General features: G+C 54.3%; 16 protein-coding genes. 4 read left to right on the top strand and 12 right to left on the bottom strand.

The features are described from left to right. Positions 1 to 77 precede the first annotated feature (77 nt). The 4 genes from RMSM_RS03675 (at position 78) to RMSM_RS38055 (ending at position 5,754) form a co-directional block, all read left to right on the top strand. On the top strand, positions 78 to 1,397 hold the full coding sequence (locus tag RMSM_RS03675; RefSeq protein WP_008691737.1) for a GIY-YIG nuclease family protein: 1,320 nt from the start codon (positions 78 to 80) through the stop codon (positions 1,395 to 1,397). Positions 1,398 to 1,677: 280 nt separating this feature from the next. After that, complete coding sequence (locus RMSM_RS03670; RefSeq protein WP_008691736.1) at positions 1,678 to 2,169, top strand: hypothetical protein; 492 nt, start codon at positions 1,678 to 1,680, stop codon at positions 2,167 to 2,169. 40 nt (positions 2,170 to 2,209) lie between these two features. Beyond that, the gene (gene ago / locus RMSM_RS03665) at positions 2,210 to 4,486 is read left to right on the top strand and encodes a protein argonaute (protein WP_008691735.1); all 2,277 of its coding nucleotides are present in this window, start codon (positions 2,210 to 2,212) and stop codon (positions 4,484 to 4,486) included. Continuing rightward, a complete protein-coding gene (locus tag RMSM_RS38055) occupies positions 4,486 to 5,754 on the top strand; it encodes a PD-(D/E)XK nuclease domain-containing protein (protein ID WP_008691734.1) in 1,269 nt (422 codons plus the stop codon). Before ago ends, RMSM_RS38055 begins: the two co-directional genes overlap by 1 nt. Positions 5,755 to 6,037: 283 nt before the next feature. On the opposite strand, the gene RMSM_RS41720 is transcribed toward RMSM_RS38055, so the two are convergent. From RMSM_RS41720 to RMSM_RS03595, 12 genes are all read right to left on the bottom strand, one after another. After that, positions 6,038 to 6,175 carry a hypothetical protein gene (locus tag RMSM_RS41720; protein WP_008691733.1) on the bottom strand — a complete coding sequence of 46 codons (138 nt, stop codon included), beginning with the start codon at positions 6,173 to 6,175 and terminating at the stop codon, positions 6,038 to 6,040. 67 nt (positions 6,176 to 6,242) lie between these two features. Then, positions 6,243 to 6,908, bottom strand: a complete 666-nt coding sequence (locus RMSM_RS03655) for a ThiF family adenylyltransferase (RefSeq protein ID WP_040763960.1) — start codon at positions 6,906 to 6,908, stop codon at positions 6,243 to 6,245. Beyond that, positions 6,905 to 7,480 carry a Mov34/MPN/PAD-1 family protein gene (locus tag RMSM_RS03650; protein ID WP_008691731.1) on the bottom strand — a complete coding sequence of 192 codons (576 nt, stop codon included), beginning with the start codon at positions 7,478 to 7,480 and terminating at the stop codon, positions 6,905 to 6,907. The genes RMSM_RS03655 and RMSM_RS03650 overlap by 4 nt, the downstream gene beginning before the upstream one ends. After that, positions 7,455 to 8,480, bottom strand: coding sequence for a hypothetical protein (locus RMSM_RS03645; RefSeq protein ID WP_008691729.1), 1,026 nt, complete (start codon positions 8,478 to 8,480; stop codon positions 7,455 to 7,457). The genes RMSM_RS03650 and RMSM_RS03645 overlap by 26 nt, the downstream gene beginning before the upstream one ends. Before the next feature lie 82 nt (positions 8,481 to 8,562). Beyond that, complete coding sequence (locus RMSM_RS03640) at positions 8,563 to 8,784, bottom strand: MoaD/ThiS family protein (RefSeq protein WP_008691727.1); 222 nt, start codon at positions 8,782 to 8,784, stop codon at positions 8,563 to 8,565. A 125-nt stretch (positions 8,785 to 8,909) separates the two neighbouring features. Further along, a complete protein-coding gene (locus RMSM_RS03635; protein ID WP_008691726.1) occupies positions 8,910 to 9,128 on the bottom strand; it encodes a hypothetical protein in 219 nt (72 codons plus the stop codon). A gap of 353 nt (positions 9,129 to 9,481) precedes the next feature. Then, a complete protein-coding gene (locus RMSM_RS03625; RefSeq protein ID WP_008691722.1) occupies positions 9,482 to 10,426 on the bottom strand; it encodes a hypothetical protein in 945 nt (314 codons plus the stop codon). A gap of 219 nt (positions 10,427 to 10,645) precedes the next feature. Next, entirely contained in the window at positions 10,646 to 12,139 is a 1,494-nt protein-coding gene (locus tag RMSM_RS03615) for an AAA family ATPase (RefSeq protein WP_008691717.1), read from the bottom strand. A gap of 122 nt (positions 12,140 to 12,261) precedes the next feature. Next, complete coding sequence (locus RMSM_RS03610) at positions 12,262 to 12,456, bottom strand: DUF2997 domain-containing protein (protein WP_008691712.1); 195 nt, start codon at positions 12,454 to 12,456, stop codon at positions 12,262 to 12,264. Further along, the gene (locus RMSM_RS03605; RefSeq protein ID WP_008691709.1) at positions 12,453 to 12,821 is read right to left on the bottom strand and encodes a DUF1257 domain-containing protein; all 369 of its coding nucleotides are present in this window, start codon (positions 12,819 to 12,821) and stop codon (positions 12,453 to 12,455) included. The genes RMSM_RS03610 and RMSM_RS03605 overlap by 4 nt, the downstream gene beginning before the upstream one ends. 30 nt (positions 12,822 to 12,851) lie before the next feature. Next, positions 12,852 to 13,421: a hypothetical protein gene (locus RMSM_RS03600; RefSeq protein ID WP_008691707.1), complete on the bottom strand. Its 570-nt coding sequence runs from the start codon at positions 13,419 to 13,421 to the stop codon at positions 12,852 to 12,854. 1,563 nt (positions 13,422 to 14,984) lie between these two features. Further along, the gene (locus RMSM_RS03595; protein ID WP_008691702.1) at positions 14,985 to 17,135 is read right to left on the bottom strand and encodes an NACHT domain-containing protein; all 2,151 of its coding nucleotides are present in this window, start codon (positions 17,133 to 17,135) and stop codon (positions 14,985 to 14,987) included. Positions 17,136 to 17,171 lie beyond the last annotated feature (36 nt).

Raw genomic sequence — 17,171 nt, 5'->3', positions numbered from 1 at the left:
TCGTTGCCGGTAGCCACATCCTAAGACAGAATAACGTTCGACATGCGATTGGCGAAGAACGAGACGACGCAAAAAATATGGATCCGAACTGGGAGACAATCAGAACGAAGTGGCCGACCTACGCCGTCGACGACAGAGATGAATTTCTGGTTGATGCGTCGATGTGTCATTTCGCAGGTGAGGGACAGCACGAGTTTGCCATTTACTCATTTGGTCGTTACACCCGTCGGGCAACCATCGACCCGGCTGCGACCTATCCGCTGTGCTTTCAATTCGGAATTCACTTCCCGTCGTTCACGTCGGACAAGGAACCGGCGATTGGACACCTGCGGACACGTTTTTCGGGTGACCCGACGGGACTGGTCGAGCCTGCGCAGCTTCTGGCTGTGCTGTCAACAAACAACGGACCTTTCGCGTGGCGCGAAGTGCACCGTGCAATGGCTGAACGCAGCCAGTCTGTTCTGGTCGGAACCGAAGACGATCACGAAGTCTGGTATGACAGCCAAATTGCCGAAGTACTGAGTGCTTTCGGTAACATCTCGGAAGGCCCAACGCCGAGATTCGTTCCGATGTCGCCGGCTGATTCGTCGTCGGGTTCAGTTTCACTGAATGATTTGCCGAACGATCCGTTTCCGGGCTACGAGATCAAGCACGAGGATGTTTCACCGACGCGGCACGGAAAGTGGGCTTACGAGATGAAGAAGCATCTGCGCGCCGGCGGATCCGGAACGCAGCCATGCCGAGAGCGAATCATCCTGCGTGAGGATCTGCGACGCGTCGATTCATCGTTGTTCAAAGGCCAACTCGGATGGACGGTTCCCGAGACTGGCTTTTCAATCAAACCCGGTCGGACAAGCCTTCAAGTAGCAGTAGAGTTTGACTCTGGAGTCAGCCTGGACGTCGACACCTATTGGATCGACTTCGTTCGTGAAGACATAGCCGAAGATCTCTCGGCAAAGATTATCGCCAGTTTTCGAGACACGCCATTCGATGCAAACCCGGAATCAGCATCAGAGTGGAAACGTGAACTCCCGTTTTTCAATCAAGCCGATTGCAAGATCGTTGGCCAGGGCCTCGACGAAGTGTACGCCTACACTTATCGCAGTGCCGTCGACGAAGCTGTCGCTGGCGAACTTGGCCGGTACCCAATGAAGGTTGGTTACACGAGCGGTCTCGACGGAGCCGTGCAGCGTGTCGCATCGCAGTTCCCATCGGCGATCGCACACGACGCCCACATACAATTCATCGGCCGATGCGACAACGGGCGAGCAATTGAAGGCAAGATCCACAAAACGCTCAAAAAGCGAGGCGGTCGGGTTGAAGGATCGCCGGGCAAAGAGTGGTACTGGACGACGGCAGACGAAGTCGCCGAATTGTTTGAAGAGGCTTCGCGGTAGCCGTGACCATGAAGCAATCATTCTTTTCCGATGGGCAAAATCTTCGAGAACGGGGATTGACGAAATAATCAGCATGCGTGAATCTTTCAATGTGGACGTTGGTTGACGCCATGCCCACACCGCTGTGACGGCGTTTTTTTCTGCTCGCCGGGTCGATCGCCCGTATGCAGTTCGTTTGACGACGATTTTGCCTGATGGCGACGAGGGAACGGTTCTCTTGTGTCCCCAAGGCCCACTCTTTCTGCGTCCGCATTGCGATAGCGGTTGTCGGAGGTGTCTTATGCCATTTAACCGCATCAACGGCTTCTACATCGGAGCCTTCCAAATGCCGGAGAAACCCAAAATGACCATTGATGAACGCAACGAAGAACTCAATGAAGCTCTAACAACTCGCTTGGAGCAATTGAAAGCAGCGATCGAGGATCAAGAAACGCAGTTCAAAGAAATGCGGCTCGCTTGCGACGCGAAGCACGCCTACCGCTCCGAAGAGATGGAAGATGACCAGAGGAATTGCATCGGCGAGATCAACTGGTACGTCGGTATGATCAAGCTCAAAGGAGGGTGGCGGCTTTGCTACGCAAAGGATTACGAACACTACAGCTGGCCCGCAGAGTCGATTGACTGGAAGCCTCTCGTTGACTGCAGCGTCGAAGAACGCATCGACGCCGTCCCACACATCGGGGCGCTGCGTGAAGCGATCGTTAAATCGAAGGAATCGCTGGTGCCAGAGCTCGAAAAAGCGATCGAAGCGGTCGCGAAGTTGACTAAATAACTGAGCGCCGCAACCGAAGTCAAAATTACACGAGATACTGATGCTGCAACTGAACGGATTTTCAATCGAGATTGCCGGCGGGTCGTTGACGGTACTGAAGTCGAAGATCGCACCGACGGACGTCAAGGAAACGCGACGTTCGCTCGAGGACGATTGGTTTACGATGTATCACGAAGGGCACCTCTATTCCCTTGCAAAGAACTCGAACGCATCGGGCGGGCTTGGTGAGACGGAACTCTTGGTGCTCTCCGACCACCTCGGGCTGCGTTTTGTAAAAGCCATGCTCGATCAGGCGATGCGAGGCGTCTTTGAAGCGTACGATCCTGTACGCGATCGCCCGTTTACCTTTCTGGCTCGCAATGTCGATCTTGTCGCGTTAGCTGCCGAGAATTTGGAATCAAAGCCCAGTTTGCTTTCTAAGTTTGAGATTCGACCTAAGTATGAACTAGAAGCAAAAGTGGTTGAGTTCCGGCCGGGCGAGCTGGAATTGATGCTCGCACTCAATCTGACCACTCGTTGGATCTGCAACGCCAGCGTGGATGAATTGATCGAAAAGAACATTCCAGTCCGGGGAATGCATCTGATTCGCAGGAATCGTGAGCCAGGACAACGAAGCTTGGTCGGGACTTTCGACCGAATGGAAGGAGACAACGCTCTACTCCAGGATGCGTACGACGGCCAGGACAAGATCGCTGCATCGCAAGTCCGAATCGAGGGATCGAAGGAGGTCTTCGCGACAAGTCTCCGGCGTCTGCTTGGCAATCGGTACACCAGCTTTATGCACTCAGTGGACAATGAGTATGGGAAGTTGTGTGGCGGTCTTGGGTTTGACGGTGAGCTTCGCAAAATGCAAGGATTTCTTGCGAAGAAGAGCCCGATTCAATTGCATGGCGGTGTGGAGGTGTCGGTCGGACAGCGAGTTCAGCTAACCAATCAGCCGGGGTACAAAACGACTGTCGAACTGCTGCAAAGCAAATACTGCTTCGACCGATCTCGAACGAAACTACATCCATACGCTTGGGACGGTTTAGCTAGATTCGGGCCGTTTGACCGCGGAAGCTTTCCCACACGATCTCCGCGCATTTTGCTTGTCACACCCGATTCGGCATCCGGCAAGGTCAGCCAAGCTTTGAAGAAATTTCGCGACGGTTTCGGGTCAAGCCAATCGAGCATGTACGACGGATTTCTCGATACTTTCCATCTTTCGAACGCACCCTTTTTCCCGCTCCCTGTCAAATTGGATGGCGTCCAGCGATCGGATGTTGGCAAGGCATATCGAAAAGCAATCGAAGACAAGTTGGCCCGTGATGATGATTTCGATGCTGCGTTTAACATTCTGCTGGATGAACACGCCAATCTCCCCGACTCGCACAACCCGTATCTGGTTGCCAAATCAATCCTGCTCTCGCATGGAATCCCCGTGCAAGAAGCCAGGGTGTCGACGCTTACTGCGAACGAGTATTCGCTACAGCACACATTCAGAAATGTTGCCACCGCACTGTACGCAAAAATGGGCGGAGTCCCTTGGACGGTCGATCACGGCGAAACGGTTGACGATGAACTGGTGGTGGGAATTGGGAACGCTGAACTGTCCGGCAGCCGCTTCGAGAAACGACAGCGTCACATCGGAATCACCACGGTATTCCGTGGCGATGGCAACTATCTTCTCTCAAATCTGTCCAAAGAGTGCAGATACGAAGACTACCCCGACGTGCTTCGCGAATCGACGATCGCAGTCCTTCGCGAAGTCAAACAACGAAACAACTGGCTGCCCGGACAAACAGTGAGAATTGTTTTCCATGCGTTCAAACCGCTGAAGAATGTCGAGATCGCGGACATCATCGCGTCAAGCGTCAAAGAAGTCGGCAGCGAACAGACGATTGAATTCGCTTTCTTGAATGTCTCGCTGGACCATTCGTTCACGTTGCTGGATATGGCCCAGCGAGGAATAACGAAGAAGAACCAGACGAAAGGAATTTACGTTCCTCGCCGAGGAATGACCGTTCAGGTTGGACGGTACACACGGCTCGTCACGTCAATCGGTCCTCACATGGTCAAGCGTGCAAACCTTGCGTTGCCCAGGCCCCTGTTGATCCACCTGCACAAGCAATCGACTTACCGCGACCTTTCCTACCTTTCTGAGCAGGTGCTGAACTTCACGACGCTGTCGTGGCGATCAACGCTGCCGTCGGAGAAGCCGGTCACGATTCTTTACTCATCACTTATCGCTGACTTGCTGGGCCGTCTCAAGTCCGTGGACGATTGGTCGCCAGCGGTCCTCAATACCAAACTTCGCAACAGCAAGTGGTTTCTGTGATGGACGAACCACTGGTTCAGAGTTTTGCCAAGGTGGCGGACGATCTACGCCGTTACATCGAGGCCAACACGGTCTTACCCGATCCCGATGCTGGCTTTTCACTATTTGTCGGGCGGACGCGTTGCCTCGACAATGCAGTCGTGAGTCAACTTCCAGGGTGGCCTGCCGGGGCCGGGTTGAAACACCCTCAGGAACTTGCATGCTTCGGCTACCTCGTCGCGCTCAGTGGCGATTATGGACAAGCGATGCACGGCGACTGGAAGGCATCGCTTGCAGCAAATCTGACTCGCAACTTGTTCCCAATTGATCGGCAGTCGTTCACCTACCGTCCCGTCGAAGTTTTGGGGCTTGCCGTCGGTGTGAATGCTTTGATTGGTCAAGACGACCGTCTTCGTTCAGACTTCGCAGACGTTGTCCAGCAGTGCCGTGAGCGAGGATGTACAGACACAACTTCGTCATGGATGTACTGGCTCGCAGAATCTACGCTGGACAAGTCCACAACATCACGACCAAACATTGGCGATAGCAATCTCCCGATCAATGTTGCTGCTTTAATCTATTGGATCGTTTCGAGGCCGGAGCTTCGCTCATCGGTAGATCCCGATCTGATGCTAGCCTTGGAGGACGTGCTGCTCACACAAAGCGCGACGCGAGGCATAGCGATCCGTGATCTTCCAAATGCGTCGGTGACATTGGCCAGCTTGGAAGTATCTGTTCAGCGCAGACTCCGATCACGTCTCGACGAAACGACGATCGTGCCCTCAACGACAAAGGATGCTATCGAACTGGTCAAGCGAATCAGCGAAAACTTCCCGCTGTTCGCACGGCAGCTTCTGCGGCGACGGAAAGACGTAAAGGTTAGAGGAAAGAAGGACAAGCACTCCCGCCCGACCGTCGTCATGAGCGACGAATACGACGTCCAAGACTCCCTGCATGCAATTCTGCGACTGTTTTTCAACGATGTACGCGATGAAATCTGGACTCCGTCATACGCCGATAATCAAAATCGGATCGACTTTGTTCTTCCAGACTTTGAGATTGCGATCGAAGTGAAGCACACGGGACATTCCCTAACCCAACGCAAGATCGCGGATCAATTGATCGTTGACAAGGAATACTACCGGCAAGACACAAACTGCAAACACTTGATTTGTTTCGTCTACGACCCCGAGTTGAGATTGAAGAATCCCGCGTCAATCGAAAACGACATATCGGCCCCTGACGATGACTTTGAGGTAATCGTGATCGTATCGCCGAAAGGCAAGTAGCTGGAGAAATTGCGGAAGCGTTGTAGTTCAAGCTGACCGACAGTAATTCTTGTATCTCACTACGGTAGTAGCAAAGTCAATGCATGTATCAGTTCGGATCGTTACTTGGCAAGTTTGGGAGACACTTCTATTGCCTCGAACCGCTCCAGCGACGACATCAATCTCGCGCTATCCAAACGAGTTGAAAGGCTTGAGCTAAGGACTGATTGGACATGCGATTCTCTGGTAGCTAAAAAAAGGAACGCCGTGACCGGCCCGAAGGGCGGCCACGACGTTCCGGTGATTAGCGGCGGCGGTGGTGATGGCGTCTGCTCTGGCTGCGGCCGACGTTATAGCCTTTGCGGCTGCCGGTGCGTTCGCCGGTTTTGTAGAACCACCATGCGACAAATCCGATGACAATCCAAGCTAGTAGGTCGTCCATTTGACCTCCTTACGAATACGAGTTGGGGCTGGATGCCTTGGTGAAAGCTCGTGCCCTGTTCGTTTCGTTAGGCGTCGTCGTGGACGACCCATTCGCCTGACAGCAAATTGACGCTGGTGTCAGCGTCGGATGGGATGTCGCGGAGCCAGCGTGTGAACTGGTGAACCATGATTCCTGCGGCGATGCTGGCGGCGTAGACCGTGCTGCGTGATGTGCAGGTTCCTTGCTGGGCTTCGGATGCAGCGAAGAGTGTTGAAGCGTAGTGAGCCTCGGCATCTCTGTCGGTCACGGCAAGCACTCGCAGCACTTCGCCGAGCATGCGGCCATCGGCCCAGAATCCTGCATGCGACTTTACCGAACGCCAGATCGCTGTCCGCGCCGTGATGGAATCGACGCAGCAGAACACTGCATTGCCGATCTCCTGACGTGGCCGAAACCGGTCCTCCACTCGACTTACTTCGATCGTAGAGTCAATTTCGCTGATGGCTTGCGAGGTTGCGAACGGCTTTGCCCATCCAATCTCGTGCTTTCGGTAGCCCTGCGTTGTCGTGTTAGACAAGTCAACGCTATCGAAGTCGATCAGTTGGATTCGCGGTGTTCCGATGGACGCCAGTTGCAAAGCAACCTGACGACCGATCGCGCCGACGCCGATCACCGTTGCGGAGACCTCGGCCAACCGGTCCATCGGGACCAGTTGGCTTTGGCGCTCAAAACGATTCTGAGCCGTATTCAACTGACCGCCTCCAACAGACTATCGCTCCAGCGATCGGCAGCCGACGGTGATTTTTCCCACCAGTACGATTCGGCGAAAGTGTGGCGCGACGAAAACGGATCGTAGACCGTCACGTTGTCACAGTATTCGATGAACCATGCCTCGTGGTCGGCTGCCGGGAACTCGCGGTCAAATTCGACACGCGACCGTAAGCGTCGTTCGGTGCCGGGGCCGACATTGAAACGTGCTCGCGTGTAGGTGTTGCCTTCTTCGGCGAGGATATGCATCGCCGCCCAATCGACTCCACTAAAACATCGCTCAAACGTTTCTTCATCCGTGCCGCTTGGCGATGGCGACGCGCCTGGATGCGTATGAATCCAGATACGTGCGAATTGCTCGGGTTGGCGGCCAGCGTCAACTTGTTGGTCGAAGAAATCGGCGACGCTGTCGTCATCGAACTCCACCGAGACGACCGAGCATACCTGCTCGACAAGCTGAATGTCTTCGACAAGTAGCAAGTCGTTGGCGTTGGAGATGCCGAATCCGCCAACTTCGGTGGGGCCGACGTCACGCAGATACAGCAACTTTGCCATCGCGTACGGTGTGAACCGCAGCGACCGTTTGCTCGGCTTCTCCGCATTCCTCTTCACTCGCTTCGTTTTGTTTGGTGATGCAATCATCACAGGTTCCTTCAAAGAGACAGGTGTTACAGAAAGAATTGCCGCAGTCGTCGCACGACTTCAGGCACGTTTGACAAACATCGTCGCCACAGCTTTCGCAGGACGAGATGCACTCACTGCAAAACCGGTCCATGCAGGAATCGCAGGAGGTACTGCAATCCGGACATAGTTCGGTTTCGCATTTGCAGCATCCGATGACTTCGTCACGGTCGACGGTGTCGCCACATCCCTTGCAATTGACTCCGTTCCAATCTTCGATTTGCACGTAGGCTGAATCGGGGTTGTAATTCCGCAGCACGTGATCGATGATGCAGAAGAAGTCGTAGATGCGTCCCTCATCGAGGGATCGCCGGATCGCATCCGCCCCTTCCCCTTCGCAAAGCGTTTCGCCTTGCACATGAGGATGCGTGACGCTGTCATTGGATGAAGGGCAGTTCGGCTCGACTGCGATCACTTCATACGGGGATGATTCATTGATGAACTTCCAATTCAAACAGATCTCGAAGCTTCCGAGTTCAACGTATTCAAGCGAGATGCTCGATGTCTGGACTGTGAGTCGTTGCTTTGCGCGATCAATCGTCACGCTCTTGAACTCGCCGCGGAGTGCTTCGACCTCTCGATAGACGGACGTTACTGTCGGTTCGAGGCGTGGTTTAGCAAGACGAGTCAGTTCGTCAATCGCGTGAGTCGACCGCGTTCGCAGAATGTCGAGTGCCCCTCGTAGTCGGTCGGCGGCATTCTTTGCTGCGGCGTTCCAGTTCCTTGCGGTGGAAGCTTCAAGCCGTCGCCGCCAGCGACGACACTGATCGAACGACTCGTCCAGTGCAGTCATTGCTTTGGGAGCCTGAACGCCTTGTAGTGCGTTCAGGATTTCGACTGCCGCCCGGTAATCGTGCTCGATTTCGTTCTTCATAGCATTGGCTCCAAAAATGGGCCCTGTCGAGGTGGTTGGCTCTTGCAAACAAAACATCCCGACTGGGCATTGAACATAGAAATCAGACCGCGCCTTCGATCTTGAGTGGCGTAAAGCTGACGCGGTCGCCATCACGAAGCATTTGATCCGCTGGGGCTGGTTGCCGATTGACACGGATCAGATAGCTGTCGGCATGGAACCTGCCGACATGCCGTTCGAACATTTGCTGGACGGTGGTGTTTTCGGGAGCTTCGACGTGGTGGGCGTAGCCGCCAGCGTCATTAGAGATGAGGAGTACTTTCATGTTTGGTTCTCTTGGGTTTTGGGGAGGTAAACTTGCGTTTGGGAAAACGAAGCCGCCGCTGCCCTCGAATGGGAAAGCGGCGGCTCGTTACGTTTGGTTGCTTATTACGATGAGGTTTCATCGCGTTAGCAGAGTGCGGCTTCGGGATCGAAGCGGCCTTCATCGAGTTCCTCGCGAAAGAGGTCGAAGTCATCCCAGTCGATAACGCGACCGCCGTGCACGGGATCGGTCGGGTCGTCGATGGGAATGGCAGGGTCCAGGAGCATGAAACCGAGGCGTTTCACTGCCGAAACAGTGTCTCCGGTAGCAGCAGCCACGGCACGATTGAGTTCGTTTTGGTTCATCAGAAAGGTTCCTTACTGAAAGGGGAAACGAAAAAAGCCCCGACCGTCTGACTTGAAGTCAAACAATCGGGGCTTTGCGATAACGGAAAAATGGAACGGCTACCCTCGCGAGCAAGTTAGCCAATTCTGCTGAAGCCAAGCCACTTCTGCTGCCAAGGCTTCGCTACGTTTGTCGAAAGGTCCGAGTGTCGGACCATCGACCGGGGAAAGATCTGCGGTCCATTGACCGTCGAGAGTTGGCTCCACGTGTGAACCACGCCGGATTGCGATGCAACCGACTGAGCGAACATCAAGGCGATCATCGAAAATCATTTGAGTCTCGCCGTTAGTTGCGACGACTAAATCGATGGTCTTCACCGGGGACCTCGGATGATGTTCCGGCGCGGTCGATCGGTCATCAACTCATCGAGACTCGCTTCGACCTCGGTCAGAGATCGAGCCACTCGTTCTCGCAATGACGACCGATTTCGTAGGTCTTGTGGGTCGACTCCAGTAATCACTTGCCTTGCGTTCTCAACTAGTTGATTGAGATCGTCGTTGCTTCCAATGTTGAGATGCTGGAATCGTCCGAAGAACTCACTTAGGTTGGCAATGGCAGAGTCGCGAAAGACTTTCGGCTTCCCATCCACTGAGCCGGACAAGCGTTCGGCCAGATGACCGACCAACTGCGAGAGTTCTTCGGCAAATGTTTGCTCGGCCAGTTCAACGGCTTCAGCGAACTTCGCTTTCACACGTTGGCATTCTTGTTCGTACAACTCCGGGTTGACCGTTCGCAGATATGCCGGCGGTGTGACCGACGGAAAATCCCAGGTTATCCCGAACAGATCCGAGACGGAGTCGGGATAGTCTGTTGGATCGAACAGGTGCCCGAGTTGATTGCGGGCTTGATCGACGAGTTCCGCGAAACTGATGTCGAGTTCGTCGACGGCTTCGCTAAGTTCCACTTGGATGACAATCATTCGATCGTCAAACTCCGAAACATCGCCGCGGCGTAACAACCGGACGCCAGGTTCGATGTACGGCAAGGTCATGCCTTTCCACAATGCACTCGCCTTGGTCTTGATCGCCGAGACGGCGCGGAACGAAGGATGCGATGTGTCGAAGAGACGTTTGGCCGCCGAGAGCGTGCGACTGTCGGCGTCGAAAGCGCCGGCCGCTTGCAGTTTCTGGTCACGACTGAGACTCTTGCGAGTGCCGGGCCAGCGGATGTGCAACCGCGCGGCGGTCGTTTCGGCTTGAAGCCGCGTGCCGTGTGATGGCTGATTCTGGGTCACAGGATCTTCGAGCATGGTGCTCATGGATTCTCCTTTGTTTGAGTTGGTGTCACAAATTGAGCGGGTCAGATCGAAGCCGATCAATGAGGGTTTCGATTTCGTCAGCGGTTAGCACCGGATGTGGGGAGACATCGAAGTAATGTCGAGTGGTGGATTTGTCTGTGCGAGCCATCTCATCCTTCCAAAATCGCAGTGCTGCCCGGATCGTGGCGAGTTGGTTTTCAGTGAGCACGTTAAAACGCCTCAGTTCTGAGACGGATTGGCACGCGACACCCGGCGCCGCGATTGTGGCTTGGCATCATGCTGGTAAATTCCTGACTTTTCCGCATCCAAGCAACGCCCGCTGGCCCATTGCCGCAAACGGTCCACTGATTCAGTTGCCGTGACTGCGACGGGAACAACATTCAACCCCGCTTGTGAAAGCGGAATGTCCAGCAGGGCAGATAGTCGGCAACAAGCTCGGATTTCCGCGCCGGTCCATTTCTCATCGACCGGGCGTTTCTGTTTTGCATCCAGCCCAAACATGTAGATGTATTGGGTCCAGATTCGATCTTTCTGATCACGCTGCGGAAGATCGAGGAAAACGATTCCGTCAAATCGCTCGGCGCGCGAGAGTTCCGGAGGCATTCGCGTGATATCGTTGCAGGTCGCGATCAGGTAGACGTTCGAGGTATGGTCATTCATCCAGCTGAGCAACGTGCCCAGCATGCGCGACGACACCCCGGAATCGTTTTGTCCCGACCCCGCCGCCCCACTGAGAGCCTTCTCGATCTCGTCGATGAACAAAATGCAGGGCGCCATGGCGTCTGCGATCTGCAGCGCCCGACGAACATTTTGTTCCGTCTGCCCCACAAGACTTCCCATCAATGACCCGATATCGAGGATCAACGTGGGCCGTCCGGTCTCTTTGCCAAGTGCTTTGGCGAATGCCGACTTGCCGGTTCCTGGAACACCCAACAGCAGCACTCCGCGCGGACGCTTCAACGGGTTGTCACGGCCGTGCTGGAGCAGCGATCGTTTGCAAAACGCTTTCAAACTGTCCAGCCCGCCGAGTGACGTGAAATCGTCACTGCACTTGTAGAGCTGAAGCAGGCCCGACTTTTTGAGCATGTTCGCCTTCAGTTCCCAAACCGATTCGGGCAGTATCGCGGAATCTCGAACCAGACTCAGCCCGAAAGCGTTTTCGGCCTCCAAGCGAGTCAGCCCCATCGCCGCATCGAGCACGATTTCGAGACGGTCGGCGCCGGGAAGTTCGCCCTCTTCGGTGGCGATGCCCTCGGCGATCGCTTTGAGTTGTTCTCTGGTCGGCAACGGATGGTCGACGACGATGAACAGTTTTTCAAGCTCGGTGGGGATTTGAACGATCGGCGACAGGATGATAAAGATCGTGCGGCTGGTTTTTCCGTCGACGATTTGTCTCGCCAGAGCCTGCATGACTTCGGTCGAACCCAGGAAGCGGTGAAAGTTGGTCAGCACGATCAACGACGCCGTTTCATCCGAGGCGAGCGACTTCATCGCACGAATGGCGGCCAATGGGTCTGCTGCGCCGCCATCGTCCACGCTGGTGGCGCCGCGAACTCGCAATCCCTGGTCGATGTCCCAGGTGGCGAGACGCCATTCTTGCTCGCGACATAGTTGCAAGATTTCGCTCAACGCATCGTCGTGTTCATGGGATTCGATCCAGATGCCGGTGAAACAGGCTCGCACCAGTTCGACCAAGCGATCAGATAGTTTCATAGTGATTCCTTTTGTTGTTGAATAAGTGAGGACGCTCGCGCTACAGTCCGCGAGCCGTCAGTACAAAGCCTCACTCGAAGTCCTCATACTGGGTGGCTAGCACGCTCGGTTACGCGTGTTGGTTATCCCTCCTGTTGGGACTGGTTTTCGGGCTGTGAATGGTTTGCATAAAACTCGCCAGTGAGTTTCTCAGAGCGTTTTTCACCCAACGCGGCTTCTAGAAATTGACTTGCCTCGCGACATTCGCCTCCCGAAAACCCGTTGGTTTCGACTTTCGTTTCACCGCTGGGTGAGATCGTGATATGAATCGTTTTCAACTCGCACCTCCAACCTGGACGGTGAGTTTGATCGATCCATCGGCCAGCAATTGCTCGGTCACGGAGTGGCCTTGTTTGCGAGCTTCCATGACGGATTTTTCAATTGCGTAGCTTTGCATCAAGCGATCGAGATGAGCTTGCTCGCCCCATGAGCCGCCGTAGTTGTCAAAGAGAACTTCGCCGGTATCCGTATTGCAGGCGACTGGGTAACGCCATCGCGGAAGCGACACCAGGTACCCGGTCACCTCCGCGTTAAATAGCTTGGTGGTCCCAAGGACCGGTGCTTCTAACGCGTTGCGGCGGCATGCCAACCGCAACGCGTCTGGATCTCGCACCTGGGTTTCGATGATCACGATGTGTGACATTGTTTCTCCCTCTTAAGAGTATTGTGTGAATTAGTTGCGATCGGCTCGGTCGGGCGGCCCGTCACCAATCCGCGGTGGTTGCTTGACCTTGTCACGATCAGAGTGGTCGTGAAGCGGGATTTGCTGTGGGGAAGACAACCGGGTTTCTTCGAGCAGAAGTTCGACGATTGCCGCATGCTCGTCACCTTGGTCACTGCGGCGCAGGACCTGCCAAGCGATCAACAGCGGCGCGGCGCACGCGATCATCAGGCCCACGGCTTTGATGGCTTCCGCGATTAGCGGATTGCGACTTCTCGCGGCAGCAACTTCGCGCCGCTCGACTTCAAGTTGGTCGCGTTGTTTATCGAGTTCGGATCGTTCCGCTTGGAAATCGCGATGCAGTCCGACCATGTCCTCGCGTGCGGCGGCATCGGCTGCCACGAGTCGCTTGGTACCTTCGGCGACCTCGCGATGAAGATCGGCGTTGCGAAGTTCCTGCGCCGCCTGCCGCTCAAGATTCTTTTCGGCCTGAGCGGCCAGTCGTTTGTTTTCGTCGTCTCGACATCCCGCGATGACGAGAGCGACGACGGTCACGACCAGGACCGTCATCGGTTTTAGCATGTTGCCTCCATTGTTCTAGGATTCGTTTCAGAATGGCATGCAGCCCGAGACGCAAACGACGTTCTCGCGCCAGAGCGAGCACCGCAACGAGCAGTGCCGCGCTCATCGCCACCATGAACATGTAAGCGATAGGCACCTCCTTTGGGTTGGCAAAGAGTTAAACAAATTGAGGATGCTGGTAGATTTCCCTCACCTCATATGACGCGTTTTGTTGCTCAATTTAGGAGCCTAACACCCGCCAATGGCTACGGATTCCCTCATGTTATATGACGCATTTTGGACTTCAATTTAGCAGTGGTGTATCAGAATCTCAGGATGCTTTACCGGTGTTCTGGCGTCGTGGGCAAGATTTGATTTGAAACACATCGTTGACATCCACGAATCGCTACATTTCGGCACAACCATATGAATACAGCGATTTCCACCTTGTCCGGCGTACTTCAGTCACTGATCATTCCGATCTCACTTCCGTTGTTGACGCTGCCGTGCAGATGCGCCCCCAAGAAGCTCGCCCAGAAAATGAGCTGCGGCGACACTCGCCTCTTTTCCTGACGCTTTAGGCTTGTTTTTCACCGTCTAGGCCGGCGCAAGCAACAGGAGTTGATCGAAGTGTGGTCGGCAGAGGTCGCGTTTCTCGTTCCGTTTTTGGCTTTGCGGTCTTCCGCGGTGGCCATCGACGAGTGACGTTGCAGATCTCTCAGGCTTCAGAGATATGATGACCGCTGCTGGCGAACTCGTTTTGAAAATTGGGTCAGTGACTGTGCTTGGGCCTTCACGACGGCGAGACCACCGGAATATCACCGGAATATCACCGGTGGCATTCGCAAAGACGTTGGAACGTCAACTCAGCGGCGGAAATGCCCGTTGCGCCGATAGCTATGCGGCCTCCATCACCTTATATGACGCAAAAACGCCGCTAATTTAGCTATTTTCGCGCTTTGTATGTCTCTCGCGTGAAGGGGCGTACATGGTCATGTAGTCCCCGTCATGCGAGAGGCATACATTGCGGAATCCGCAATGTTATTCATTACCCCGTGCCGGTGGTCAGACTTATCGATGCCGCTCCGGTGCACGCTGGCAAATTCGCGTCCGTGTCGGAACGTCGCACAAATTGAGACGCGGCTCCAACTAAACACCGAGGACAAGAACTGACCCTGGTGATAGCCTCTTCATCTCCATCCGACGCTGACACCAGCGTCAATTTGCTGTCAGGCGAATGGATCGTCCACGACGACGCCTAACGAAACGAACAGGGCACGAGCTTTCACCGGGGCACCAAGCCGCAACTCGAATTTGTAAGGAGGTCAAATGGACGGACTAGCAGGTTGGATCATTATCGGCTTCGTCGCATGGTGGTTCTACAAGTCCGGCAAACGCATCGGCATCCGCGACGGCTGCAACGTCGGTCGTAGCCGAAGCAGACGCAATTATCAACACCGCCACTGATTGCCGGAATGTCGTGGCCGCCCTTCGGGGAGATCACGGCGTTCCCTTTTTTTAGCTATCAGCGACACGAGAATTAACCTTGTGTTTCGAGTTCATTTGTCGTTACTACAAACTCGTTCATGGTTGACGGAGTGAGCGAGTCGCCTGGGTTCTTACTTCGGCGTTTGGGTCAGAAGTCAAAGTCTCAAGAAGTGAGCTCGCGATCTCCGATGAAACCCACCCTCGTCGCAAATTCGCGACTGCTCGTACTCGAAGCCCAACTTCGACGTCGTGGGCCAACAGCGAGGAGAACTGTTCGTGGCATGGTCGTAGGGCAGACTCTGAAAGCTGTGAGAGATCATCAAGAGATTCATGGCTTAGTGTCCTGTCAACGATTTTTTCAAGCAGAAGTTCGACGATCGTGGCGTCCTCGCTTGCAAGCTCGATCAGGCGTTTTTTGGCTTCCCGGACAACTGGCTTTTGCCTATCTGATAACAAGTTGAGCATTTCCTGAAGATCAATGGCACCCATACTATCGAGGACTTTGACAATTTCGACTTTTGCGCATGATTGAACCAAGTTGCATGTCGGGCACGATTCGCTATCACTACGCTGGGCGTGCTCATCGCACCAAGTAACCTGCTCGGTCCAATAGTCCAATGCACTCCGCAGTTGAGACTCGAATGCACGATCAAGCGATGGATTCACTTTGCCTAACGCCTTCGCAACTCCGGCTGCGAATCGCGATTTTGGCTGAGTTAGCCACGCCACGGCGTCGGCGAGAACCTGTGGACGCTGATCGTCAGTCATGGAGGTAAGCAGCACCTCTACAAGGTTTTCACTACCGAAGACAATTCTCTCACGTAGCTTTGCCCACAGCACGGTTCCCACGTTCTTTCCGTAAACGTTCTGGGACAGGTAAGCCGCTAGTCGAAGTGTAAACCCAACTCCGTCATCAAGAATCCTATCAGCGATATCTTTGAGCGATTCCCCCGCCGCTCCATCGGCCAGCAATTTCGTTGCCGTCACCGCGATCGACCAGTGAGGATGACGCAAACCTTGCTCCAGAAGAATGGGGTCGAGTTTACACTTTAACGCCAACTCCCAGTCTGGATTACACGGAATCCAAGGGATAATTGAAGTGACTGACACCAAACGATCCTCAAGCAAGATGCTTCTCGCGGAACGTGCTTCTGTTGCAAGTTCCGTTGCATCAATTCCACACGCGTGGATCACACCACGGAAAACCTCGACAATTGCTTCAAATCCGACTCTTCGACGAAAGTATTGAGCATCGCTTGCCATTGATTGTCCGAGACAGATGGCTGAGACAACCTTGCCTGGAAGAATGAAAGTGTCGCGTTGGTCGGCAACTGGCGACTGATCTTGAATGCCTGTTGCTGCTATCATCGCATCGAGCATCGTGATGTACTCGTTTTTCCAACCCTGTTGCTGGGCCTTGACGTCAAGTAGATCCTCATATTTGTCATAAAATCCTTTGACGATGTCATTGAAGCCAGAAGACTCAAGGACATCCGACACTCTCGAAACGATGGCGTGCGATGCGTGGTCGCGCCACGCGTCGGTCGAGAACAAAGCGCGCACTTCGGTTGATTCCCGCTGCTCGATCATTGCTGCAAGTCCAAACTCCAGCATTAGGTGCTGTAGTTCCGTTGATTCCTCAGGCATGTCGCTCGAGCTTACCTGCGAGAGCCGACCCATCACCGGACTCGTTCCCGGGTCGTAGTTAACAAACCAATCCTTGAACCAATTAATGTCGCTGTTATTTGGGCGACTTGCCAAACGCAAGCACCGAGCGGCAAGCCGAGTCCACTCTTGATCGCTTTCGAGTAACTCATTGGCGACTTTTGCGATTAGAGTTGACGCTATTCTTGCGACTGGCAGCAACGACAGAGCTGACTCGATACATACGATTGGAATTTCTGATTTCAGACGTTGTAACAATGCAAAGGCAACGCGTTCCTGAGTTTCTGACGACAGCGAGAGAGATTCGGCTACACATGCGGCTGCGATCTTTGCCTCGATTGATTTTGGGTCTTTATCGCTACTGAGTTGCAACAACAGATTGATGACGCGGTCGTGACTGTCGATCGAAGCGGCAAGAACTACAACTTGGTACCATTTTGGTTGACGACAGCAGGAGACGAGCCATGCTTTCAACTCGTCATCAGAGAAGCCATTTACGTATCGTGCCGCTCCAAATTCGCCGAGGGCCGGATGAACGAATGTTGCAGCCGTTAAATGTCCGGCAGTCAGAACTTCAATCACGCGCCGCCGCGTCCAGTAGTCCACTGAGGTTGGGGG

Origin of the sequence: Rhodopirellula maiorica SM1 (assembly GCF_000346295.1) — a bacterium.
GTDB classification, from domain to species: Bacteria; Planctomycetota; Planctomycetia; order Pirellulales; family Pirellulaceae; genus Novipirellula; species Novipirellula maiorica.
Note: the sequence above shows the minus strand (reverse complement) of the source record. Positions and strands in the feature narration are given on the sequence as shown.

Coding starts and splice junctions, on each gene's coding strand:
- RMSM_RS03605 (WP_008691709.1), bottom strand. CDS start 12,821: ATGTCACACATCGTGATCATCGAAACCCAGGTGCGAGATCCAGACGCG.
- RMSM_RS03615 (WP_008691717.1), bottom strand. CDS start 12,139: ATGAAACTATCTGATCGCTTGGTCGAACTGGTGCGAGCCTGTTTCACC.
- RMSM_RS03650 (WP_008691731.1), bottom strand. CDS start 7,480: ATGGCAAAGTTGCTGTATCTGCGTGACGTCGGCCCCACCGAAGTTGGC.
- RMSM_RS03675 (WP_008691737.1), top strand. CDS start 78: ATGGATCCGAACTGGGAGACAATCAGAACGAAGTGGCCGACCTACGCC.
- RMSM_RS03635 (WP_008691726.1), bottom strand. CDS start 9,128: ATGAACCAAAACGAACTCAATCGTGCCGTGGCTGCTGCTACCGGAGAC.
- RMSM_RS03670 (WP_008691736.1), top strand. CDS start 1,678: ATGCCATTTAACCGCATCAACGGCTTCTACATCGGAGCCTTCCAAATG.
- RMSM_RS38055 (WP_008691734.1), top strand. CDS start 4,486: ATGGACGAACCACTGGTTCAGAGTTTTGCCAAGGTGGCGGACGATCTA.
- RMSM_RS03600 (WP_008691707.1), bottom strand. CDS start 13,421: ATGCTAAAACCGATGACGGTCCTGGTCGTGACCGTCGTCGCTCTCGTC.
- ago (WP_008691735.1), top strand. CDS start 2,210: ATGCTGCAACTGAACGGATTTTCAATCGAGATTGCCGGCGGGTCGTTG.
- RMSM_RS03625 (WP_008691722.1), bottom strand. CDS start 10,426: ATGAGCACCATGCTCGAAGATCCTGTGACCCAGAATCAGCCATCACAC.
- RMSM_RS03640 (WP_008691727.1), bottom strand. CDS start 8,784: ATGAAAGTACTCCTCATCTCTAATGACGCTGGCGGCTACGCCCACCAC.
- RMSM_RS41720 (WP_008691733.1), bottom strand. CDS start 6,175: ATGGACGACCTACTAGCTTGGATTGTCATCGGATTTGTCGCATGGTGG.
- RMSM_RS03645 (WP_008691729.1), bottom strand. CDS start 8,480: ATGAAGAACGAAATCGAGCACGATTACCGGGCGGCAGTCGAAATCCTG.